Origin of the sequence: Corynebacterium sp. LaCa117, from assembly GCF_046717765.1 — a bacterium.
GTDB lineage: Bacteria > Actinomycetota > Actinomycetes > Mycobacteriales > Mycobacteriaceae > Corynebacterium > Corynebacterium kefirresidentii.
On record NZ_CP177102.1, the window covers coordinates 1,275,799 to 1,299,693 of the forward strand.

The window sequence follows — 23,895 nt, forward strand, 5'->3', positions numbered from 1 at the left end:
TCCTATGGGCGGCGCCAGGAGTGACCCCGGCGACGCAGTATTTTATCGGCGGATTCTGGTCCCCAGGTGCCAGCGCGGTACTCCTCGGGCTGTCCTGCTTCGGCCCAGTAGTCGATGATGGGGTCCAAAATCGACCAGGAAAGTTCTACCTCTTCATTGGTGGGGAATAGCGAAGACTCGTCCAAGAGGGCATCCAAGATCAATCGCTCATAGGCCTCCGGGGATTCCTCGGTAAAGGCCTCGGCGTAGGCAAAGTCCATATTGACGTCGCGCACCTCCATAGTGGAGCCGGGCACCTTGGAGCCAAAGCGCATGGTGACACCTTCATCCGGTTGTACGCGGATAACGACCGCGTTTCTGCCCAGCGCATCGGTTTGACCATCGACGAATGGCTGGTTAGGAGCCGCCTTGAAAACTAGCGCAATCTCGGTCACTCTGCGGCCCAAGCGCTTGCCCGTTCGCAGGTAGAAAGGTACTCCTCCCCAGCGGCGGGAGTTGACTTCCAAGGTGCAGGCAGCGTAAGTCTCCGTTGTGGATTCCGGATCGAAGCCTTCTTCCTCGCGCAAACCCTTGACAAACTCGGAGCCTTGCCACCCCGCGGAATATTGGCCGCGAGCAGTGGTCTTATTCAGAGGATGAACGGCGTGGGTAGCGCGCAAGACCTTTACCTTTTCAGCCCGCAATTCCTCCGGCTCGAAGGACGACGGTTCTTCCATCGCGACGAGGGCCAAGAGCTGCAAAAGATGGTTTTGGATGACGTCTCGAGCCGCGCCGATGCCATCATAGTAGCCAGCGCGACCGCCTAGGCCGATGTCTTCAGCCATGGTGATTTGGACGTGATCGATATAGTGGGCATTCCACATAGGCTCAAAAATCTGATTTGCAAAGCGCAAAGCCAATATATTTTGTACCGTTTCTTTGCCCAGATAGTGGTCGATGCGGAATACCGCGGACTCAGGAAAGACAGCGTTGACAATCTCATTGAGCTTGCGCGCAGATTCCTGGTCATGGCCGAAAGGCTTTTCAATGATGACGCGGCGCCATGAGTCTGCAACGGAGTTGGCCATACCCACGCGCTCAAGCTGGTGGCAGATATTGGAGAAAAACTCCGGTGGAACGGAAAGGTAATATGCCCAGTTGCTGCCGGTTCCTCGCTTTCGATCTAGCTCACCCAAGCGGGCGGAGAGGCGATCGAAGCCGGTATCATCGAAGGAACCTTGGACAAATTCGATGCCCTGTGACAGGTGCTGCCAGACATCTTCATTAAATTCGGTGCGCGAGCCCGCCACCACAGCTGACCGTACGTAGTCACAAAATGCGACTTTGTCCCAGTCTCGGCGACCATAACCCACAAGGGTAAAGCCAGCGGGCAGGAGACCTCGGCTCGCTAGGTCGTAGATTGCGGGCAGAAGCTTTTTATATGCTAGGTCACCGGTAACGCCGAAGATGACCATGCCCGCGGGTCCTGCGATTCGCGGCAATCGCTTGTCGCTGGCATTGCGCAAGGGGTTGACCCAAGCGGCTGAGTCGGTCACGAAGAATCCTTCCTGAGTTTATGGGCTTTTAGCTCGCTAATATTCTAGCGGCAGAATGCCCCGCCGAATTTTCGGCGGGGCACAAGTCACACGGCTAGTTTACGCGAGTCGTTCCTCAATGGAAGCAAGTAGTTCGTTCCAAGCGGCAACAAACTTTTCTACCCCCTCGCGCTCCAGCACGGCAAAGACATCGTCGAAATCAATGCCAACCTCGTTTAGCTGGGCAAAGACGCCTTCTGCCGCCTCGCGGCTGCCCGATAGGGCATCTCCGTGAAGATTGCCTTGGTCGAGAACCGCATCGATGGTCTTTTCCGGCATGGTGTTGACCGTATGCGGACCGGCCAGCTCAGATACGTACAAGGTGGCTGGGTAATCGGGATTTTTCACACCGGTCGAAGCCCACAATGGACGCTGAAGGTGGGAGCCTTCTGGCAAGTCGGCGTCGTCAAGCAAAGTGTCCTGGAAGAGGGCATAGGCGCGCTGTGCATTGGCGACGCCCGCCTTGCCCCGCAGCGCTAGGGCTTGCTCGCTGCCAATTGCCTCCAAGCGCTTGTCTACTTCGGTATCCAAACGGGAAACGAAGAAGGACGCTACGGAGTGGATAGTTGTGACGTCTTTTCCGGACTCGGCGGCACGCTTGAGACCGGTGCGGAAGGCCTCGATGACATCGCGGTAGCGTTCCACGGAGAAAATGAGGGTGACGTTAACGCTAATACCTTCCGCCAGGGCATCCTCAATGGCTGGGAGGGAGCCGGTGGTGGCCGGAATCTTGATCATGACGTTAGGGCGATCTACCTTCGACCACAGCTCACGGGCCTGTTCGAGTGTGGCGGTAGGGTCATCCGAAATTCGCGGATCGACCTCTATGGATACACGGCCATCTGCCCCATCAGTGGAGGAGTAAATATCCGCAAGGAGGTCACACGCATTTTGAACGTCTTCGATGGCAAGAGCGTATACCGCGTCATCGGCGCTGGCCTTTGACTCCTTTAGTGTTGCCAGCTCGGCGTCGTAGGCGGTGCCATTGGTCATCGCCGCAGCGAAAATCGCTGGGTTGGTGGTCACGCCCACGATGGACTTGGTCGAAATGATTTCCTTGAGGTTGCCGGAAACTAGGCGCTCGCGAGAAAGGTCATCGAGCCAGGTCGAGGTTCCCAGCTGGGCAAGTTCGGAGATGTGGTTCATGCTGTATCCTTATCCAGTCTTGTGGGGGTTACTTATTCGCGGCGGCTACGGACTCCTGTGCCGCTTTAACTACCGCTGCAGTGGTGAATCCAAACTTTTCAAAGAGCTCGCCTGCAGGAGCAGATGCGCCGTAGTGCTCAATGGAGATGGTGCGGCCGAAGGAACCGGTGTACTTGTGCCATGGCATTGCAATACCGGCTTCAATGGAAACGCGGGCCTGTACCTTGCTGGGGAGCACAGATTCGCGGTAAGCGTCATCCTGCTCATCAAACCACTCGAGGCACGGTGCGGACACAACGCGCGTGGCCGTTCCAGCGGCCTCTAGCTCCTTCGCGGCGGCGACGGCAAGCTGCACCTCAGAGCCTGTAGCAATGAGGATGACATCTGGGGTCTCCTTGGACTCTTCCACCAGAACATAAGCACCGCGGCGGACACCGTCATGTGCCTTTTCCTTGGTGCCTTCCAGCACTGGTAGGCCCTGGCGGCTCAGCGCCAGGCCCTTCGGTGCGGCCTTGTACTCAAGGGCTGCCGCCCATGCCTGTGCAGTCTCGTTGGCATCCGCAGGGCGGATAACGGACAGGTTAGGAATGGCACGCAGCGCAGAAAGAGTCTCTACTGGCTGGTGGGTAGGGCCATCTTCGCCCAAACCGATGGAGTCATGGGTCCACACGTAGTAGGTATCGGTCGACATCAGGGAACCCAAGCGCACAGCCGGGTACTGGTACTCGGAGAAGATAAGGAAGGTGCCGCCGTAGACACGGGTATTACCGTGCAGAGCAATACCGTTCATAATCGCAGACATTGCGTGCTCGCGAATACCGAAGTGCAGGTTGCGGCCATAGGGTTGAGCCGACCACATATCGGTAGTAATGGCTGCGGGGCCGAAGGAATCCGCGCCCTTGATCACGGTGTTATTAGAACCGGCAAGGTCGGCAGAACCGCCCCACATCTCCGGTAGAGAAGCTGCCAAGGCCTGGATGGCGGCTTCAGAAGCCTTGCGGGTGGCCAAAGTTTCGCCTGGTTCCCATTCCGGTAGGTCAGCACCGAAATCTTGTGGCAATTCCCGGGCATTCATGCGGTCAAAAAGTGCCTTATTCTCCGGATGGGCCGCAGCCCATGCGTCGAACTTTTCTTGCCACGCAGAGTGCTTTTCTGCGCCGCGCTCGCGCAACTTGCGGGTGTGCGCAATGACCTCATCATCGATGTGGAAGCTGCGCTCCGGATCAAAGCCCAATACTTCCTTGGTGGCAGCTACCTCGTCATCGCCCAACGCAGCACCGTGGACACCGCCGGTATTCATTTTATTCGGGGCAGGGTAGCCGATAACCGTCTTTACGCGGATGAAGGACGGACGATCGGTTTCTGCTTGAGCAGCCTTGACAGCAGCCTCAATGGCTACGACATCTTCTCCGGATTCCACCGTTTGGACGTGCCAGCCGTAGGCCTCATATCGGGCCACCACATCTTCATTGAAGGCAATATTTGTATCGTCTTCAATAGAGATTCGGTTATCGTCCCAGAAGACAATCAAGTTGCCCAGCTTTTGCGTGCCAGCCAGAGAAGAAGCCTCCGCGGTAACGCCTTCTTGTAGGTCGCCATCGGAGGCGATGGTGTAGATGTAGTGATCGAAGGGGGATTCACCAGCGGGGGCTTCTGGATCGAAAAGGCCGCGCTCCTTACGCGCCGCCATGGCCATTCCAACGGAGGATGCTAGCCCTTGGCCGAGGGGGCCAGTGGTGATTTCAACACCGTCGGTGTGGTGGACCTCTGGGTGACCTGGGGTGCGTGATCCCCACGTGCGCAACTGCTCGAGGTCTTCCATTTCCAAGCCAAAGCCGCCCAAGTAGAGCTGGATGTACTGGGTAAGGGAAGAGTGGCCAACCGAAAGTACGAAGCGGTCTCGGCCGGCCCAGTGCACGTCAGCGGGATCGTGGTTAATGACGCGCTGGTAGAGCGTGTAGGCGAGGGGAGCGAGTGACATTGCCGTGCCGGGGTGACCCGAACCGCACTTTTGTACCGCGTCGGCGGCTAGAACTCGCACGGTGTCGATAGCCCGGGTGTCAAGCTCCGACCAATCCTCCGGATAACGGCGCTTGACCATAGATTGGAGGTCTGGGGACAACTTATCTTTCGACACGAAAAGCCTCGCTTACGTCTAGGCAAAAAGTACTTAACTTTATTCAGTCTAGTAATTTTTTAACCGGCGGTGCGCAATTATAGAAAGCTAGGCATAAACGGTATGCTGGCATGGCTAAGTTGAGTGCGCGTAGGCGCTAAGCGCGCACTGAATCTAGCGGCCATAGGCCTGTTGTCTTTCGCCACGGCGCCGAAAACTGTGAGTGAGAGAACTGGAACTTTTTCAAGGGCATGTGCGACCGCTAGGGGTGACCGCGCGCAGGAAGTGCGCGGGACACAGTTCACCAACGTTCAGATAGTGGAGGAATCCCTTGGAGACCATCAAGGCCTATTTTGCGCTAACGAAACCGAGGATCATTGAGCTCCTCCTCGTGGCCGCAATCCCGGCGATGCTCCAAGCGCAGCGCGGCGTGGAGGCTGTGTCAGACAATATTTGGCTCATCGTGTCGACCATTTTCGGCGGCTGGTTGGGCGCTGGCGCCGCCCACACGTTCAATAACGTCGTGGACTACGAGTTGGATCAAAAGATGCAGCGCACGAGGGCCCGTCCGCTCGTAAGAGCGAAGATTTCGAAGCGGAACGCAGCCATCTTTGCCTGGGTAATGCTTATTATTTCCGTGCTGTGGCTGGGCCTCCTTGCCCATTCTTGGCTCGCAGCTTTCTTCGTCGTGTTGACGAACTTCTTCTATGTCTTCGTCTACACCAAGTTTTTGAAGATGCGCAATGCGCAAAACATCGTCTGGGGCGGCCTCGCAGGCTGTATGCCGGCCATGGTTGGTTGGGCCGTAATTCGGGATAATGCCCCAGCCGGAGAGCCTGACCGCTGGTGGCAGGCAGTGGTGCTCTTCCTCATTATTTTCTTCTGGACTCCGCCGCACACATGGGCGCTGGCCATGAAGTACAAGGAAGACTACCGAAAAGCCGGCGTGCCGATGCTGCCTGTGGTGGCGGGCGAAGCGGAAGTCACTCGCCAGATCGTGTGGTACACCGTGGGAACGGTTATCGTGACCCTACTCATCGTCCCCGCAGCTTCGTGGATCTACTTGGTCGCAGCGCTTGTTTCGGGTGCGGTATTCCTGTGGATGGCTATCCGGTTGCATAAGGGAGTTAAAAATGGCGCCAAGGTCAAGCCGATGCGCTTGTTCATTTACTCCAATAACTACCTTTCGGTGCTCTTTATCGGTTTGTCCATCGACGCAGTCTTAGGCTGGGAGCCCTTGGGCCGGATTCTGGGCTGGTCGGCCACGTTATTCTAACTGTGCCCCATTCCAAGAGCGGGGCAAAAGAGCGCGGGAGAAGCAGTGCTGCTTTTCTCCCGCGCTCTAGGTGTCGGTGGGTGGAACCTAGTCCTTGTCCCCGTCTCCGTCGCCGTCTTGGACGCGCAGAACGATGGAGCCGGTAGTCTTGCGCTCCTGCAGGTCGCGGTGAGCCGCAGCAGCTTCTGCCAAAGGATAGGAGGCCGTGACGTTAAAGCGTAGGTCGCCGTCCATGACAGCTTGGACGACCGCTTGGGCGCGCATTTGAAACTCGCCTTCTTGTGCCGTCCATGCGCCGATGGAAGGCCGCGTCAGGAAGATGGACCCATGCTTGTTAAGCAGTTGTGGGTCGATAGGCTCAACCGGACCAGAGGCGGCACCAAAAAGCGCGACGGTGCCGCGTGGGCGTACTGCCTCTAGCGATTCCTGGAAGGTAGCTTTGCCGACGCCGTCATAAACCACGTCGACGCCCTTGTCACCGTTGTAGCGGCGAACTTGCTCGGCGAGTCCCTCGCCGTAGCGAAAAACCTTATCCGCCCCGGCCGCGTAGGATAGTTCTTCCTTTTCGTCCGTGGACACGACGGTATAAACGGTAGCGCCTAGCGACGATGCCATCTGGGTGAGGATTTGCCCCACGCCGCCGGCACCGGCGGTAATCAGGCAAGAAGCACCTTCGCCCAATTGATAGACCCCGTGCGCTAAATAGTGCGCGGTAATGCCTTGGAGCAACATGGATGCTGCAACCTCAGGTTGGAAATCGTCTGGGACTGCCACCAGTCCCTCGCGCGGGACGCAGACCTTCTCGGCGTAGGAGCCGAAGGCCTGGTTCCACGCCACCATTGTGCCTTCCGCAACTTCTCCCTTTGGGTCGTGGACGACTCGCCCAGTACCTTCGAATCCGGGAATGAAAGGGGCGGTCGCATTATAGATACCCTCACGGTAATAGGTATCGATGTAATTGACGCCGGCCATGATGACGTCTACCAATACCTCATCGTCATTCGGGGTGGGGGCGGGAACTTCGGTATAGCGAAGTACTTCTGGTCCGCCGGTTTCTGTGACCTGAATTGCGTGCATATAGCCAGGCTAGCGCAAAAAGCCGGCCGAGTGCAGGACTTCGGCCGGCTGGTTGCGCTGCGCGTTAAACCGTCGCGCGTGCTGCTTCTAGCGAGGCTTGGCGGGCGGCGTACTTTTCATCGCCGCTAGGGGAGCCGGTGATGAGATCCGCGGTACCATCGGCACGGCGTACGCCGTGTGCCCACAGTAGTGCGGTATAGGCCGTGACAAAGGAGGATAGCCCAATGTGGAAAGGAACAGTCCAGCGCGGAATGCTCATATAGAACTGGTAGACGCCTACGGCCCACTGGATAAGGATGCAGGCAATGAGGACCCAGCCAGCCTTCTTCGCGTCCTGTGGGGCACGGTTCTTATAGAGCAGGAAGATGGTAATCACGGTAAGCGTCAGGTAGGCGTACATGCACATGGCGTGGGTGACGGCCATGGCTTCGGTATCAACCTGCAAGCGGCCTTCCATTCCGACCCCGGAATCGCCAGAGTGGACGCCTGAACCGGTAACCATAGTGCCGGTGATAAGGACAATGCTGAGGGCAACTGTAGCGACTGCAGCGAGTAAGCGAATCGCCTGGGGGAATCGTGCTCGTGGCGTTCCGTCATCGGGTTCCAAGATGCGGGAGTAGAGCATTGCCGCCAGCCATACCAAGAGCATTGATGGCAGGAAGTGCAGTGCTACAGACCACCAGCGCAGGTCGAGATGGACAGAAATTCCGCCAATGACCGCCTGTAGCACAATGCCAGCGACATTGAGCCATGCATACACCTTAAGCTCTGTGCGCCGACGTGCCATGCGCATGGCGATGACGGCGGCTACCGCCGCAGCGGTGACGACGAACGTGAGCAGGCGGTTACCAAACTCGATGGCCTGGTGCAGTGCAGGAGCGGCGCCTTCCATGGGGACAAGGGAGCCAGGCTGGCACTCGGGCCAGGTAGGGCAGCCGAGTCCCGAGCCGGTCACGCGGACAATGGACCCAGACACGGTAATGCCACCCTGGCATAAGAGAAGGATGAGCGCGATGAGGCGCTGTTGCTGCAGCGTAGGGGCGGCTTCTTTAAAGAAGCGCTTGATTCTTGTCCAGTAATTCACGCATAGCATCCTACTAGTCGGGAGATTTTGGGCATAAAAATTCCTCTTGTTTCGGGCGGAACCGGACAAAAGTCACATTTAGCCCTCGAAGCGGAACCAACGGACCGCTGCGAACGACGCCGCGGCGAGCCAGGCGGCCAAGGAAACGAGTTCCAGGCCGGGGAAGGTGGAGTTGGAGGCGTCGGTAAGGGCGCCTGCCAGAGCGACGGTGGGGACCACGTTGAGGATGCCATTATCGCCCAATCCCTGGGAGTATAGGGTCCACCCGACCACGCCGAGGAGCACGAACCAAATGAGGTTGGCCAGCGCGAGCACCATCTCTGAACTAAGCGTGCCGCCAAGCAGTAGCCCCATGGCGGTAAAAGCCGCGACGCCAAAGAAAAGGGAGAGGAGCATGAGCAACACCCCACCCGCGCTGATACGCAGACCCAAAATGAAGGCGGCTATACCCAAGACAAGGATTTGGAATACCACCATCGTGAGCACGCCGAGGATTTTGCCGCCGATAATGGCCCACGCCGGCACCCCGGATGCCCCGGTGCGCTTGAGGGCCCCGTACCGTCGGTCAAAGGCAAGTGAAATAGCTTGACCGGTAAAGCCCGCAGAGGTGGCCGCAACTGCAAGCACCATGGGGAAAACCTCGTGCAGGCCGTGCTTGGTAACGGACTCCAAGTGGGCCGCACCAATGAGGATGGCCAGCGGAATGATGACGCTGAGCAGTTGCTGCTCGCCGTGGCGCAGCATGAGCTTAGCTTCCATCGTGCCTTGCGCGAGCAGCATAGCGCCGGCGCTGGTCCGCTTGGGGGCGGGAGTAAAGGTCCCGGGTTTAAAGGTAGTGCTCATAAATGGCTTCTTTCCTCGACGCAATGAATTGAATATTTTCCCAAGATGGGATTGCAGCTAGCTGCGCAAGTGGCGGCCCGTGAGGTCAAGGAATACCTCTTCCAGATTGCGGTGGGCCGCATCTAAGTACCGCAGTAAGACTCCTTGGCGGGCGAGCTCAGCGCTGAGCGCGGCGATGGTCTCGGGAGTGCCGGCTTGGCTCAAGCGGTAATGCAGGGGACGGGATTTGGTGGCATTAATCCCCGCCGCAGCTAGGGCCTCCATATCTACGTCGATGTCGGTGCTGAAATTAAGCCCTGCCGATTCCGTCTGGGCGGTAAGTTCTGCGGGGGTGCCGTGCGCTACCAGCTGACCATGATCCATGATGGCCAAGCGGTCTGCCAGCGACTCCGCCTCATCCATCAGGTGGGTGGTTAGAACGATGGTTACGCCATCACGCTGCAGGGCTCGGACTAGGTCCCAGACCGCCAACCGGGATTGTGCATCCATGCCTGCCGTAGGTTCATCCAGAAAAACCAACTCGGGTCGTCCGATGATAGCCAAGGCGAGGGACAGGCGTTGCTGTTGTCCTCCAGATAGCCTGCGATAAGGGGTGCGAGCCACCCCCTCAAGTCCCAACGTTTCTAGTAGCCACTGCGGGGAGAGAGGCTGGGCGCTGTATCGGGCAGAAAGCTCCAGCATTTCTAGCACGCGGATGCCGGAATAGGAACCGCCGCCTTGGAGCATGATGCCGACCTTTTCTCGCACCCTATCTGGTTCGGTACTTGGGTTTAGCCCTAGGACGTCGATGGTGCCGCTGGTGGGATGGAGAAAGCCCTCTGACATTTCAATCGTCGTGGACTTTCCGGCGCCATTGGGGCCAAGGAGACAAAAGACCTCGCCCTGGGCAACGCTGAGGCTAAGGCCATTTACGGCAGTGGTGGAGCCAAACTTCTTCACCACGTTGTCCAAGGTTAGGGCTGGGCGGTCGGCTGAAATGGAATTCACGTGGCATTAGTTTAGGACACGGATTCCGCTGCGCCGCACTGCAACCCACCACAGGGTGGCGATAACAGTGAAGGCACAGGCGGCTGACACGTAGACCACAATGATGGTGCTGGGGGGAAGGCCGAGACCGCGCGGCAGCACAAAGAAGCTCATCGCTGCGGAATAGGCTACGACGCTGAAGCGGAAAATGAGCCGATTAGCCCACGCGGCCAAAGGTAGTACGGCCCATAGGATGTACCACGGATGGACGACGGGGAAAAAGATAACAAGTACTAAAGAGGCGATGCCGAGTCCTCCCACGGGGTGGATGTGGCCGCGCAAGGTGGCAAAGAGCATGCGGGCCATAAAGGCTACCGCCACGAGAACACCAAAGGTGCGGGTGACTGTGAGAATGGCTTCGGTGTGGTCCCCAAGGCCTAGGAGCATTCCGATAAAACCGGTACCTACGCCTACGGCGGTGGACGTAGAAAGCCACGAGCGAATGGACGCCGCCCCGCCTTGCCCGGTAATCCACCCCAAGCTGATGCCGGTACATACGCTAATAAGGGCAACGGTTGCTACTAAAACGATTATTTGCAAGGCGACGGCGTAGGCCAAGGCCTTCCAGCGTGCCGTACCGTGTGCGTTGATGAGGCGGCGGGCATAGGCCATGCCTACAAAGCCCAGACCAATAAAGCCAGTTACCTTGACCATTCCAGCACAGGAAAGGCAAAAACCGGAAGCTACCAGGGCTAGGTAGGCACTGCGTCGGGAGGCATCCAGCTTGTCGACGCCGCGGAGACCCAGTTCCATGCCCACCAATAGCAAGCCCAACATGATGGACTCATTATGGATTCCGCCCACTAGATGCAAGATGGTCAATGGATTGAGGATGCCGAGCCACAGTGCAGATTCTGGAGATACCCGGCAGCGCCGCGCGAGACAGCTTATGGCCCAACCAGCGACAATAATCCCGGCGATGGACAATAGGCGATGGGTGATAACGCCCAAGAGGATGGAGTTAGAAGTAACCGCGCTGACCACAGCTGCGAGGCCGAGAGCTACCGGGCCATAAGGGGAAGGGGAATTAGCCCAGATAAACGGGACGGAGCGGGCGAGCTTATCACCTGCCCCTAGCAATTGAACGGGCCCGGCAGAATATGGATCCATGCCCTGTGCCACGATGGAACCGTTGGCCAAATAGGAGTAGATGTCTTGGGTGAATAAGGGGGCGGTAAAAATCAACGGGATAACCCACCCCGCCCAGGTTTGCCACAGTTGGTGCGTGGTCACAAGACGGCGGGCACGCGCTGGAGCGGCAACCTTCTCCTGGGGTTGGCGCAGGGGGGTGCCGACAAAGGGGGCGAGGAACACCCAAGCGGAGACTAGTAGGCCTACTCCCACCATTACTATGGCGGAGGAAGTTTGCAGCATGCGGGACATCAAGGAGCCGAAGGGCACGTTGTCGTAGGGATTGCCCACCACGGGGAGTGCGCCGGCGCCTAGGGCTCCGAACGCAATGAGCAGGGAGCCTACCGTGCCCACCCAGCGCAGAATGAAAAATGTCCGCCACTGTGCTGTGGTGGTGCGCTTGAGGCCATCCGCATTGGCAGGGACAAAATCAAACCGAGAATCGGGTTCGGCGGCCCCCGTGTCTTCGGCGTGTAACCGTGCCGACCGGGAACCAGCGGTACCCAGCTGCGGCAGCTCTGCCTTCACGCCAGAAAATAAGCCGCGGATTTTGCCTGTCATGGCATATGACTTTACGCGAATCAATTGCTTAAACCCCAGCGGGCCCGCCCACATCGTGGGCAGCACGGTCGAGTCGGGCCGTTAGGGGAGTGTTGCCACCCCCGTGCCACGCCGAAGTTTGGCCAATGGTGGCATTCCGGAATGAATTAAGGAACACTAGTGTTGTCTAATATTGAAGGCGCTGTTGAACTGCGGCGAGCATCCCGGAGCTATGGGAGGACGTTGCGGGGCGGCAGTAAGTGTCTGAAGCGCGAAGGGAGGTCCCAGCATGAGCAGTCCGCAACGTAGTGTGGCTACGCCGAAGCCGGCGAAGGAATCTCGCGCCACGGATGGTGATACCCGCCGTCAAGTTATGCTGTTGCTGTTGAAAGACGGGCCCGTTACCGCTTCCCACTTGGGTGAACGCCTTGGCCTTTCTGCTGCCGGAATTCGTCGGCACTTAGACAACTTGGTGGAAGAGGAACTGACGGAGGTCGTGCGCCGCCGCCCCGCTCCCCGCGGCTCTGCGGGCAGCGGTTCTGGTCGCGGGCGACCAGCCAAATACTTCCGCCTCACCGATCGTGGCCGCGCACAATTCGGTCACGCTTATGATGATCTGGCCTCAGAGGCCCTGACAGCTTTACGCGCGGTCGGCGGGTCTGAGGCCGTCAAACACTTTGCCAAAGTCCGCTTTGAGCGCCTCGTGGCAGATGTTCGGCCTCTGATAGAAGAGGGCGAGTCTGTTGAAGACGTGGCTCGCAAGCTGGCCGAGGTCTTGGATGAGCACGGGTATGCCGCCACGGTGGACCGCGCCGGCCAAGGAGTGCAGATCTGTCAACACCATTGTCCGGTCTCCCACGTGGCGGCCGAGCATCCAGAGCTGTGTGAGGCGGAACAGGAAGTCTTTTCTGCTTTATTAGGCAAACACGTACAGCCTTTGGCTTCCATTGCTGGAGGTCACGGAATCTGTACCACTAACATCCCCTTGACACCCGTTAATACAAATACTGAAAGGAGCGAGTCATGACCCAGGCACAATCGGCACCCGACAACAAGATGACCGATGATGAAATCATTGATTCCATTGGTGCATATGAGTACGGCTGGCACGACTCGGACGCGGCTGGTGCTTCTGCTCGCCGCGGCTTAAATGAAGACGTAGTACGCGATATTTCCGCCAAGAAGGGCGAGCCAGAATGGATGCTTAACCAGCGCCTAAAGGCTCTCAATATCTTTGATAAAAAGCCCATCCCCACGTGGGGTGCGGACCTATCTGGCATCGACTTTGACCAGATTAAATACTACGTGAAGTCCACCGAGGAGCAGGCCCAGACGTGGGAAGACCTCCCGGATGACATTAAGGCCACCTACGATAAGTTGGGCATTCCAGAGGCCGAAAAGCAGCGCCTCGTTGCAGGTGTGGCAGCCCAGTACGAGTCTGAGGTTGTCTACCACCAGATTCGTGAGGACCTAGAAAGCCAGGGCGTGATCTTCGTCGATACCGACACTGCGCTGCGTGACTACCCAGAGCTCTTCAAGGAGTATTTCGGTACCGTCATCCCCGCGGGCGATAATAAGTTCTCCGCGCTGAACTCCGCCGTGTGGTCGGGTGGCTCCTTCATTTACGTGCCAAAGGGCGTGCACGTGGATATTCCGCTGCAGGCTTATTTCCGCATCAACACGGAAAACATGGGTCAGTTTGAGCGCACCCTCATCATCGTTGACGAGGACGCCTATGTGCACTACGTCGAGGGCTGTACCGCACCTATCTATAAGTCTGACTCTTTGCACTCTGCAGTAGTGGAGATCATCGTGAAGAAGGGCGGCCGTTGCCGCTACACCACCATTCAGAACTGGTCCAGCAACGTCTACAACTTGGTGACCAAGCGCACCAAGGTAGAAGAGGGCGGCACCATGGAATGGGTCGACGGCAATATTGGTTCCAAGGTCACGATGAAGTACCCGGCAGTGTGGATGACCGGACCATATGCAAAGGGCGAGGTACTCTCCGTTGCTTTTGCTGGTGAGGACCAGTTCCAAGACACCGGTGCCAAGATGACCCACATGGCCCCGCACACCTCATCCAATATCGTTTCCAAGTCGGTGGCTCGTGCCGGCGGTCGCGCCGCTTACCGCGGCTTGGTGCAGGTCAATCAGAACGCGCACCATTCCACCTCGAATGTCGAATGCGATGCGCTGTTGGTCGACAACATCTCGCGTTCGGATACATATCCGTATAACGACATCCGTAATGACCACGTCACGCTGGGCCATGAGGCAACCGTTTCCCAGGTTTCTGAGGAGCAGTTGTTCTACTTGATGTCCCGTGGCATTGCGGAAGAAGAAGCAATGGCGATGATCGTGCGGGGTTTCGTTGAGCCGATTGCTAAGGAGCTGCCGATGGAGTACGCCCTCGAGCTCAACCGCCTCATCGAACTGCAAATGGAAGGATCGGTCGGCTAAAGAAAATGGTCGCTTCGAACGAATTCAATCCGGATAAGATCACCAAGGGTGATGTCTTTACCTCCACCAACGTGGAGGACTTCCCGGTGCCGCACGGCCGTGACGAGGTCTGGCGCTTTGTTTCCCTGCGCAAGCTCCGTGGCCTGCATAATGGCGAGTTTGCTGAGGCTGTAGCCCAGGATGTCACCGTGAGCGAGCACCCGGGCGTAAGCTCCGAGACCGTCGCTCGTGATGATGAACGATTGGGCCGTGTAGGTACCCCGTCTGATCGTGTTGCGGCACAGGCATGGACCTCCATGCCAGAAGGCCAGGTTGTCACCATCGATGCAGAGGCTCAGGTCGAAGAACCCGTCGTCATTACCTATACCGGCAGGGGAGAGGGCGTAACGTCCTTTGGCGCCACCTCCATTGAGGTAGGCCACCATGCGGAAGCTACCGTCATCTTGAAGTACGTCGGCTCTGGCACCCACGCGGATAACGTCGAGTTTATCGTGGGCGATGGCGCTCACCTGACCGTCGTTGTTGACGTTGATTGGGAAGACGATGCGGTTCACCTGTCCAACCACGTTGCCCAGCTCGGCCGCGATTCCGTGCTACGCCATAACTCTGCCATTTTTGGCGGCGAAGTAGTACGCATCGTGCCGCGCGTGAACTTCACCGAGCAAGGTGGCGACGCAGAGCTATTGGGCGTGTACTTTGCGGACGAAGGCCAGTACTTTGAGAACCGCATGCTCGTGGATCACTCCGTTCCTAACTGCCGCTCCCATGTTCTTTATAAGGGCGCGCTGCAGGGTACTAAGCAAAATGAGGCCCGCACCTGCTGGGTGGGCGATGTTCTCATTCGCTCCAATGCACAGGGCACTGATACCTACGAGACCAATAACAATCTGATCCTGACCGAGGGCGCTCGCGCGGATGCAATCCCTAACCTGGAGATTGAGACTGGTGAAATTACCGGCGCTGGCCACGCAGCCACCGTTGGTCGCTTCGATGACATCGAGTTGTTCTACCTGATGTCTCGCGGCATTCCAGAGGCTGAAGCCCGCCGCCTCATCATCCGTGGCTTCTTTAATGAGGTCATCCACCGCATCCCGGTGCAGTCCCTGTCTGAGGAATTGGAAGACCGCATTTCCGAAGAACTGGAAAAGATCTCCGCCTAAAGCTTTCATAGAAGGAAACCACACACATTATGTCTACTCTGGAAATTAAGAACCTCCACGCTCAGGTGCTGCCGACGGAAGAAGGCGGCGAGCCGAAGGAAATTCTCAAGGGTGTCAACCTGACCATCAACTCTGGCGAGATCCACGCCATCATGGGCCCGAACGGCTCCGGCAAGTCCACCTTGTCCTACACCATCGCCGGCCACCCAAAGTATGAGGTTACCGATGGCGAGGTGCTGCTCGACGGCGAAAACCTACTGGACATGCCCGTCGATGAGCGCGCTCGCGCCGGCCTTTTCCTAGCCATGCAGTACCCCACTGAGGTCCCAGGCGTAAAGGTCTCCCAGTTCATGCGTTCCGCCGTCACCTCCATCCGAGGTGAGGCACCGAAGCTGCGTGAATGGAATAAGGAGCTTACCCAGGCCCGCGAGAACCTGAAGATCGATAAGTCCTTCATCTCCCGCTCCGTTAACGAGGGATTTTCCGGTGGCGAGAAGAAGCGCCATGAGGTTATGCAGCTGGATATCCTCAAGCCAAAGTTCGCGGTGATGGATGAGACGGACTCCGGCTTGGACGTTGACGCCTTGCGCATCGTTTCTGAGGGCATCAACAGCTACCAGAAGGAAACCAATGGTGGCATTTTGATGATTACCCACTATAAGCGCATCCTGAACTACGTGAAGCCGGATTTTGTCCACGTCTTCGCTGATGGCCACGTCATCAAGACCGGTGGCGCTGAATTGGCCGATCAGCTCGAGTCTGACGGCTACGACCAGTTCCTCAAGTAAGGACCGGCCACCGGCCGGTCAACCGAGACTATCCTAAGAAGATTCATGTCTGGATTTGATGTAAACGCAATCAGGGAGCAGTTCCCGATTCTCCAGCGCACCGTCCGTGGTGATAAGCCTCTGGTGTATCTGGATTCAGGCGCTACCTCCCAGCGCCCGCTGCCGGTGTGGAAGGCGGAAGAGGAGTTTGTGTTGCACACGAACGCTCCTGTTCACCGCGGTTCCTACCAGTTGGCGGAAGAAGCCGATGATGCCTATGAGTCCGCGCGACAGGCTATCGCCGCGTTCGTAGGCGCGGACCGCGATGAAATCGCCTTTAGCAAAAACGCCACCGAGGCCCTGAACGAGGTTGCTTATGTGCTTAGCGACGAACGCGCGGGGGACCTCTACGTAGGCGAGGGCGATACCGTTGTGATCACCGAACTGGAGCACCACGCTAACTTGGTGCCGTGGCAGGAGCTTTGCGCTCGCACCGGCGCTACGTTGAAGTGGTACTCCATGACCGAAGACGGTCGCATCGATCTCGATTCGCTCGAACTCGATGAATCCGTCAAGGTCGTTGCGTTTACCCATCAGTCCAATGTGACCGGTGCTGTGGCGGATGTGGATGAGCTGGTACGCCGCGCCCGCGCGGTTGACGCCATGGTTGTACTCGACGCTTGCCAATCCGTACCGCACATGGCGGTAGATTTCCACGCCTTGGATGTGGACTTCGCGGCGTTTTCCGGTCACAAGATGTGTGGCCCCAGCGGCGTTGGTGTCCTCTACGGCAAGGAGGAGCTGCTCAAGAAGCTGCCGCCTTTCTTGACCGGTGGCTCCATGATTGAGATTGTCAAAATGGAAGAGACAACCTTTGCCGAGCCGCCGACACGCTTTGAGGCAGGCACGCAGATGACCAGCCAGGTAGTAGGCCTCGGCGCCGCGGTGAAGTTTTTGGAAGAAGTGGGCATGGATAATATCCACGCGCACGAAAAGAAACTTACGGAGCGCGCACTGCGCCAGCTGAAAGAAATCCCGGGACTGCGCATCATCGGACCGGAAACCACTGAAAACCGCGGCGGTGCCATTTCTTTCACCGTGGACGGCGTTCACCCGCATGACTTGGGCCAGGTCCTCGATGACCACGGCGTGTCCATTCGCGTTGGCCACCACTGCGCGTGGCCATTGCACCGCGCCTGCGGGGCACAATCCACTGCTCGCGCCAGCTTCTACCTCTATAACACCGAGGAAGAAATAGATAAGCTGGTGGAAGCAATCAAGGCCGCCCGCGAATTCTTTGGAGTTGCCTCATGAACCTAGATTCCATGTACCAGGACGTCATCCTGGACCACTACAAGAACCCGCAGCACGCCGGACTGAGGGAGCCTTATCAGGCTGAGGTTCACCATGTGAACCCGTCCTGCGGAGATGAGCTGACCCTGCGCGTGCGCCTTTCCGATGACGGCAAGACCGTTGAGGACGTCTCCTATGACGCGGAAGGCTGTTCCATCTCGCAGGCTTCTACCTCGGTTATGGCTGAAGAAATCGTTGGGCTACCGCTCGCGCAAGCCAATGAGAAGCTGGCCGAGTTTGAAAAGATGATCACCTCTCGCGGCCAGGACGAGGGCGATGAAGACCTCATCGGTGATGGCGTAGCCTTCGCCGGAGTGTCCCAGTACCCAGCGCGCGTAAAGTGTGCGCTCCTCGGATGGAAGGCCTTCCAGGCTGCTTCCGCCGATGCACTAACAGAAGTGGAGAGCTAGATGACCGATCCCGTAGATCCTTATCAGAACGAGAATTCCTCTTTCTCCGGCAGCGGCGAGCGACCGGAGCAAACCGAAGAGCAGATTTCCAAGGCATTTGACGTCACCGAATTTATGCGAGACGTCATTGACCCTGAGCTCGGGATCAACGTTGTTGACTTGGGCCTTGTCTATGATCTGTGGTTCGAAGAGGACAATGGCAAGGAAATCGTCATGATCAATATGACGTTGACCTCGCCGGCCTGCCCATTGACCGATGTCATTGCTGAGCAGGTGGAAGACATCGTCAAGGCCAATAAATTGGCCGATGCCGTCCGTATCAACTGGGTATGGATGCCGCCATGGGGTCCGCAGATGATTACGGAAGAGGGCCGCGAGCAACTTCAGGCCCTCGGCTTCGCGGTTTAAATCGCGTCCTACGTACACGCCTCCAGCAGCGCATTTCCCGGTCTAGGGAGACAGTTGTTGGGGGCGTTAGCGCGTCTTAGCGTCGGCAGCGTCAATTGCTAGACTGTTTCTTCGTGATTGTAACCAATGATTTCGAAGTCAGGGTAGGAGCGCGCACGCTTCTCGAAGCCCCCGGGCAGCACTTGCGTGTGCAACCCGGTGACCGCATCGGGCTTATCGGCCGCAACGGCGCGGGCAAGACGACGACTATGCGCATTTTGGCAGGGGAGACCGAGCCCTATGGCGGCTCAGTAACTCGTTCGGGCCCCATTGGTTATTTGCCCCAAGATTCCCGCGAAGGAAATATTGAACAGACCGCGCGAGAGCGCGTTCTCTCCGCCCGCGGTTTGGATGATCTCAAGCGCCGCATGGCCAAGCAACAAGAGCTTATGGAATCGGCTACTGACGATAAGTTCCGGGATAAGGCCATCCGGAAATACTCCCGCTTGGAGGAGCAGTTCGAGTCGCTGGGCGGCTATGAAGCCGACTCCGAGTGCGCGCAGATCTGCGATAACTTGGGTCTGCCGCAGCGCGTCCTAGATCAACAACTCAAAACTCTCTCGGGTGGTCAGCGCCGCCGCGTGGAGCTAGCGCAAATTCTCTTTGCCGCTACCGAGGGGTCCGGAAAATCCCAGACCACCCTGCTCCTCGATGAGCCGACGAACCACTTGGATGCGGATTCTATTACTTGGCTCCGCCAATTCCTGTCCAAGCATGAGGGTGGGCTCATTATGATTTCTCACGACGTCGAGCTGCTTGAGGCCGTGTGTAATAAGGTGTGGTTCCTCGATGCGGTTCGCGGCGAGGCCGATGTGTACAACATGGGGTATAAGAAGTACCTCGATGCTCGTGCTACCGATGAAGCGCGCCGTCGCCGAGAGCGGGCCAATGCGGAAAAGAAGGCATCCGCCCTGCAAAAGCAGGCTGCTAAGTTGGGTGCTAAGGCAACGAAGGCCGCTGCGGCCAAGCAGATGCTCCACCGCGCTGAGCGCATGATGAGCCAGCTCGATGAGGTGCGGGTGGCCGATAAGGTAGCCAATATTAAGTTCCCCGAGCCGGCACCGTGCGGTAAGACACCCATGAATGCCAAGGGACTGACCAAGATGTACGGCTCCCTAGAGGTCTTCGCCGGGGTGGATTTGGCCATCGATAAAGGGTCAAGAGTAGTGGTGCTGGGCTATAACGGCGCGGGTAAGACCACGCTGTTGAAATTGCTGGCCGGAGTGGAGCGCACCGACGGTGAAGGTGGCATCGTCAGCGGCCACGGCTTGCGGATCGGCTATTTTGCGCAGGAACACGACACCATCGATCCGGATAAGTCTGTCTGGCAAAACACCATTGACGCCTGCCCAGACGCGGACCAGCAGGAACTGCGTAGTCTGCTTGGCGCCTTCATGTTCTCCGGCGAGAAGTTGGAACAACCCGCGGGCACTCTATCCGGCGGTGAGAAGACGCGCCTAGCCTTGGCCGCGCTGGTCTCTAGCCGCGCGAATGTGCTGCTGCTGGATGAGCCGACGAATAACCTGGATCCGATTTCGCGCGAGCAGGTGCTTGATGCGCTCAAGACCTACACCGGTGCTGTGGTGCTGGTAACACACGACCCGGGAGCGGTTAAAGCCTTGGACCCAGAACGCGTCATCATCATGCCCGATGGTGACGAAGATTTGTGGTCCGATGACTATATGGAAATTGTGGAGCTAGCGTAGGAGCATATGAAGACGCTGCTGGAGAGGATGCCCGCCTGGCGGGAGAAATTTTGGCTTATCCCGGCCGTGGCGGTGGCGACCGCCGCAGTGGGTGCGGAGTTGCTTATTGCGATTGGTAGCACTTTCGATGTGGCAGCCACGCCTTTTTATGATGGCAGCGCTGATAGTGCGCAGGGCATTTTGAGCGCCGTAGCTACGTCCTCGCTGTCATTGGCCGGCACAGTCTTCTTCATCACGCTGACCGCACTATCTGGTGTGGTCACGGTGATGGGACCACGCCTTTTACATGAGTTTTTAAAAGACCGCTCCATCCAATCTACTTTGGCGATCTATCTTGCCACTTTCACCTTCGCGCTGCTGTCCCTCCGCGCGGTGCGCACTGGCGGCGATGGGGAAGAAGAGCACGTTCCTTCATTGAACGTGGCGGTGACGGTTCTGCTGGCCCTCGCGTGCGTGGTGTTCCTTATCTACTTCATTGTGCATATTGCGCAATCGATCAGCATGTCCCACGTGGTTCACGTAGTTGCACAAGACGTAGAGGACCACATGCGCCGACTTATCCAGCGCGGCGAGCAGGAAAAGGAGGCTAAGGCGCCGGGGCCGGAATTTTACGAAGCTGCGGAGAAGCGGCGCAGCAGCGAGACTGGTTACCTTAAATTCGTGGATTATGACGCCATCGCGCAGGCGGCGGCGCAGGAGAACTGCGCGGTGCACCTGGGCGTGGCACCGGGGGACTTGGTGCTGGAAGGAGAGGTCATCGCACACGGCGTGCCGCATTTGCCGGAAGATATTGAGCGTCACATCGTGCTCACGCAGCACCGCGAAAATGCCTCGGCCCACGACCCACGATTTACCGCCCGGCACCTCGCGGAAATCGCCGCCCGCGCTTTGAGCACCGGCGTCAATGATCCCTATACGGTCATAGACATCATTGACCGCTTTACCCAGATTCTTACCGTGATTGGGGATAAGCGGCTGCCGCAGGGCATTGTGCACGTTAACGGCGAGTTTCGCCTCGACTACCAAACGTTCAGCTATGAGGAAATTGTGGAGGCGATGTTCGCGCAGATTCGGCGCGATGCGGCAGATAATGCAGAAATCTACCTCAGCCTGCTGGATAACTTGGCCAAGGTCGTTGCCCTGTTGCGTACTGCTGAGCGCCGGAGCGTGCTTGCCGACGCCGCCCGGGCCATCTACTCAGATGCCCGCCGCCAAGTCGGTGGCGAGGTGGAGCTACAACAGTTGGAGTCTTCCTACCAGCACTTCCAGGCCAACTTAGCCGAATGGGCGGAGTCGGAAAAACCTGGCGAAGAGCACGCCGCAGACTAGGCTGCGGCGCGGTTGCCGCTCTTCTTAGTTGCGGAATCCATGCACTGGGGCAGGGATGAAGCCGCCGCGGTTAATGAATTGCGCATTACCCACGTGATTGACCGGGATCACCGGTGCGTAGCCCAGCAGGCCGCCGAAGCTCACCTCGTCGCCCACCTGGGCGCCAGGAACCGGGATCACGCGTACCGCCGTGGTCTTATGATTCATCACGCCAATGGCGGCCTCGTCAGCAATCATGCCCGAAATCGTCGCGGCCGAGGTATCGCCCGGCAGCGCAATCATGTCAAAGCCCACCGAGCAAATGGCGGTCATGGCCTCCAGCTTGTCCATGGAGATAGAGCCGGACTTAACCGCATCGATCATTCCCTTATCCTCGGAGACTGGGATGAAGGATCCAGACAGACCGCCGACGCGGGAGCAGGCCATCATGCCGCCCTTCTTTACTGCGTCGTTAAGCAGAGCCAAAGCAGCAGTTGTACCGTGCGTGCCCACCTGGTCTAGGCCCATGTGCTCAAGGATGTGGGCCACCGAATCTCCCAATTCGGCAGTAGGGGCAAGCGAAAGGTCGATGATTCCGAAGGGCACGCCAAGGCGCTCGGAAGCCATGGTGCCCACCAGCTGCCCGGCGCGAGTGATCTTGAAAGCGGCCTTCTTCACTTCTTCCGCTACCTGGTCCAGGCTCGCCCCTTCAAGTGATCCCAAGGCACGGTCGACCACACCCGGGCCAGAAACGCCGACGGAGACTACGCAATCGGGTTCTTCGATGCCGTGGAACGCGCCGGCCATAAATGGGTTGTCACCCACAGAGTTAGCAAAGACCACCAGCTTGGCGCACGCAATGGCGGAATCATCCTTAGTGAGCTCGGCCGCTTCCTTGATGACCTCGCCCATCTTCTTGGCTGCATCCATGTTGATACCGGCGCGGGAGCTGGCGATATTCACGGAGGAACACACGACGTCAGTCGTAGCTAGCGCTTCTGGAATGGAGCTAATGAGCTTTTGTTCCGCGGTGGTAGCGCCCTTTTCGACCAGAGCGGAATAGCCTCCCACGAAGTTGACGCCTACCTCTTTGGCTGCCTTGTCTAGTGCCTTTGCGGCGTCGACGGGGTTTCCTTCTACACCGGCTACTACCAAGGATATGGGGGTGACGGAGATGCGCTTATTCACGATGGGGATCCCCAGCTCGCCCTCGATGCCTTCGCATACCTCCACTAGGCGACCGGCCTGCTGCGTGACGCGGTCATAGATGGCCTGGCAGGTAGCGTCCATGGTGGATCGGGTGCATCCAAGGAGGGAGATGCCCATGGTTACGGTGCGGATATCGAGACGATAGTTCTCAATCATCTCGATGGTGTCCAAGATTTTAGTGGTATTAAAACGCGTACTCATTTAAATCTCATTCATGGCGGTGAAGAGGTCTTCGGACTGAATGCGGATGGACTGGTGCTTTTCTTCCGCCACGGGGCGCATATGCTCCTTGATGGTCTGGATGGAGACCTGTTCCGCATCAAATTCGACGCGCAGGATCATGGTGAAGTAACCGCCCATGAGTGTTTGGGACACGTCAATGACGTTGATATCGAGTTGGGCAAGGGTAGTGGTCACCGCGGCGATAATGCCTGTGCTATCGGCTCCGGTGACGGTCATAATGGCATACATGCAAGCAATTCTATCTGCTCGCTGCAGCCACCGCCGCCATTTTGCCACCGGTACTGGCCGGGGTCGCTGCGGGCAAGAGGCGTCGTTGTTACGGTGGGGAGGTATGACTGATAAAAAGAAGATTCTGTACATCGGTGGACATGGCAAGGTCGGCCTGTTGGCCGCACCAAAGTTGGTGGAAGCCGGCCACGAGGTCCACTCCCTTATCCGCAATCCTGAGCAGAAGTCTGAGATTGAAAAGCTCGGCGCGACCCCAGTATTGGCCGATATTACTGAGCAGACCGTTGCGCAGTGGGCGGAGCTTTTCGCCGCTTATGACGCCGTAGTGTGGGGCGCTGGCAACGGCGGCCGCGGTGGGGCAGACCTTACGTGGGCCGTGGACCGCGATGGTGCCCTCGCTACCGTTGACGCTATGGAGAAGCTGCAGCAAGAAGGCGAGAATCTGCCTACCTACCTCATGATTTCCTATGTCGGTTCCCAGGAAGCCACCACGGATCCCGCCGACGAGAAGTGGTATGCCTACGTTGAGTCCAAGAAGGAAGTAGACAATCGCCTTGCTCAGGCAGAGTTTCCGCACCTTATCCTCAAGCCAGCGATGCTGACCGAGGAGCCAGCACAGGGGCTGGAGCAGATCGAGGATAAGGCGCTAAAGGAGTCCATGACTTCTTCGCGCGAGCTGGTCGCCGATGTCATCGTCGAGGCCCTCGGCCGCGAAACCCTGCCGGAATCCCCGCTCGCCTTTGTAGATGGCGACAATCCAGTGAGCTCCATCAAGTAAGGCGTTAGAC

21 protein-coding genes are annotated in these 23,895 nt (G+C 57.9%); 11 read left to right on the forward strand and 10 right to left on the reverse strand.

Going from position 1 to position 23,895, the window contains the following annotated elements:
- Positions 1-2 precede the first annotated feature (2 nt).
- From zwf to tkt, 3 genes are all read right to left on the reverse strand, one after another.
- Complete coding sequence (gene zwf, locus ACLI1L_RS06345; RefSeq protein WP_411708333.1) at positions 3-1,535, reverse strand: glucose-6-phosphate dehydrogenase; 1,533 nt, start codon at positions 1,533-1,535, stop codon at positions 3-5.
- 99 nt (positions 1,536-1,634) lie between these two features.
- A complete protein-coding gene (gene tal / locus ACLI1L_RS06350) occupies positions 1,635-2,720 on the reverse strand; it encodes a transaldolase (protein ID WP_394286530.1) in 1,086 nt (361 codons plus the stop codon).
- A gap of 28 nt (positions 2,721-2,748) precedes the next feature.
- A complete protein-coding gene (gene tkt / locus ACLI1L_RS06355) occupies positions 2,749-4,821 on the reverse strand; it encodes a transketolase (protein WP_411708358.1) in 2,073 nt (690 codons plus the stop codon).
- Positions 4,822-5,167: 346 nt separating this feature from the next.
- On the opposite strand from tkt, the gene ACLI1L_RS06360 reads away from it, so the two are divergent.
- Complete coding sequence (locus tag ACLI1L_RS06360) at positions 5,168-6,112, forward strand: heme o synthase (RefSeq protein WP_086587642.1); 945 nt, start codon at positions 5,168-5,170, stop codon at positions 6,110-6,112.
- A gap of 87 nt (positions 6,113-6,199) precedes the next feature.
- On the opposite strand, the gene ACLI1L_RS06365 is transcribed toward ACLI1L_RS06360, so the two are convergent.
- The 5 genes from ACLI1L_RS06365 to mptB form a co-directional block, all read right to left on the reverse strand.
- A complete protein-coding gene (locus tag ACLI1L_RS06365; RefSeq protein WP_086587643.1) occupies positions 6,200-7,189 on the reverse strand; it encodes a quinone oxidoreductase family protein in 990 nt (329 codons plus the stop codon).
- A gap of 64 nt (positions 7,190-7,253) precedes the next feature.
- Entirely contained in the window at positions 7,254-8,282 is a 1,029-nt protein-coding gene (locus tag ACLI1L_RS06370) for a COX15/CtaA family protein (protein ID WP_086587644.1), read from the reverse strand.
- Between the two features lie 69 nt (positions 8,283-8,351).
- On the reverse strand, positions 8,352-9,116 hold the full coding sequence (locus tag ACLI1L_RS06375; protein WP_411708334.1) for an ABC transporter permease: 765 nt from the start codon (positions 9,114-9,116) through the stop codon (positions 8,352-8,354).
- Between the two features lie 57 nt (positions 9,117-9,173).
- Positions 9,174-10,103 (reverse strand): ABC transporter ATP-binding protein, encoded by a 930-nt coding sequence (locus ACLI1L_RS06380; protein ID WP_086587646.1) that lies wholly within the window; start codon positions 10,101-10,103, stop codon positions 9,174-9,176.
- Between the two features lie 6 nt (positions 10,104-10,109).
- The gene (gene mptB, locus ACLI1L_RS06385; protein WP_411708335.1) at positions 10,110-11,834 is read right to left on the reverse strand and encodes a polyprenol phosphomannose-dependent alpha 1,6 mannosyltransferase MptB; all 1,725 of its coding nucleotides are present in this window, start codon (positions 11,832-11,834) and stop codon (positions 10,110-10,112) included.
- Positions 11,835-12,102: 268 nt separating this feature from the next.
- Between mptB and ACLI1L_RS06390 the strand changes: the two genes are divergently transcribed.
- From ACLI1L_RS06390 to ACLI1L_RS06430, 9 genes are all read left to right on the forward strand, one after another.
- Positions 12,103-12,840, forward strand: coding sequence for a helix-turn-helix transcriptional regulator (locus tag ACLI1L_RS06390; protein ID WP_411708336.1), 738 nt, complete (start codon positions 12,103-12,105; stop codon positions 12,838-12,840).
- On the forward strand, positions 12,837-14,276 hold the full coding sequence (gene sufB, locus ACLI1L_RS06395) for a Fe-S cluster assembly protein SufB (protein WP_023021511.1): 1,440 nt from the start codon (positions 12,837-12,839) through the stop codon (positions 14,274-14,276). Before ACLI1L_RS06390 ends, sufB begins: the two co-directional genes overlap by 4 nt.
- Positions 14,277-14,281: 5 nt before the next feature.
- The gene (sufD, locus tag ACLI1L_RS06400) at positions 14,282-15,436 is read left to right on the forward strand and encodes a Fe-S cluster assembly protein SufD (protein WP_049360807.1); all 1,155 of its coding nucleotides are present in this window, start codon (positions 14,282-14,284) and stop codon (positions 15,434-15,436) included.
- A 29-nt stretch (positions 15,437-15,465) separates the two neighbouring features.
- Positions 15,466-16,224 (forward strand): Fe-S cluster assembly ATPase SufC, encoded by a 759-nt coding sequence (gene sufC / locus ACLI1L_RS06405; protein WP_411708337.1) that lies wholly within the window; start codon positions 15,466-15,468, stop codon positions 16,222-16,224.
- A 45-nt stretch (positions 16,225-16,269) separates the two neighbouring features.
- Positions 16,270-17,517, forward strand: coding sequence for a cysteine desulfurase (locus ACLI1L_RS06410; RefSeq protein WP_411708338.1), 1,248 nt, complete (start codon positions 16,270-16,272; stop codon positions 17,515-17,517).
- Positions 17,514-17,966 (forward strand): Fe-S cluster assembly sulfur transfer protein SufU, encoded by a 453-nt coding sequence (gene sufU, locus ACLI1L_RS06415; protein WP_023021515.1) that lies wholly within the window; start codon positions 17,514-17,516, stop codon positions 17,964-17,966. Before ACLI1L_RS06410 ends, sufU begins: the two co-directional genes overlap by 4 nt.
- On the forward strand, positions 17,967-18,374 hold the full coding sequence (locus ACLI1L_RS06420) for a metal-sulfur cluster assembly factor (RefSeq protein ID WP_023021516.1): 408 nt from the start codon (positions 17,967-17,969) through the stop codon (positions 18,372-18,374).
- A gap of 113 nt (positions 18,375-18,487) precedes the next feature.
- Complete coding sequence (locus ACLI1L_RS06425) at positions 18,488-20,119, forward strand: ABC-F family ATP-binding cassette domain-containing protein (RefSeq protein WP_023021517.1); 1,632 nt, start codon at positions 18,488-18,490, stop codon at positions 20,117-20,119.
- A 6-nt stretch (positions 20,120-20,125) separates the two neighbouring features.
- Entirely contained in the window at positions 20,126-21,448 is a 1,323-nt protein-coding gene (locus ACLI1L_RS06430; protein WP_411708339.1) for a DUF2254 domain-containing protein, read from the forward strand.
- A 24-nt stretch (positions 21,449-21,472) separates the two neighbouring features.
- Here ACLI1L_RS06430 and ACLI1L_RS06435 read toward each other — a convergent pair whose 3' ends face one another.
- Together ACLI1L_RS06435 and ACLI1L_RS06440 are read right to left on the reverse strand one after the other, a co-directional pair.
- A complete protein-coding gene (locus tag ACLI1L_RS06435; protein ID WP_411708340.1) occupies positions 21,473-22,837 on the reverse strand; it encodes a PFL family protein in 1,365 nt (454 codons plus the stop codon).
- Positions 22,838-23,107 (reverse strand): ACT domain-containing protein, encoded by a 270-nt coding sequence (locus ACLI1L_RS06440; RefSeq protein ID WP_086587653.1) that lies wholly within the window; start codon positions 23,105-23,107, stop codon positions 22,838-22,840. It abuts the gene before it with no gap.
- A gap of 103 nt (positions 23,108-23,210) precedes the next feature.
- On the opposite strand from ACLI1L_RS06440, the gene ACLI1L_RS06445 reads away from it, so the two are divergent.
- Positions 23,211-23,885 (forward strand): NAD(P)H-binding protein, encoded by a 675-nt coding sequence (locus ACLI1L_RS06445; RefSeq protein WP_239206862.1) that lies wholly within the window; start codon positions 23,211-23,213, stop codon positions 23,883-23,885.
- Positions 23,886-23,895: the final 10 nt, after the last annotated feature.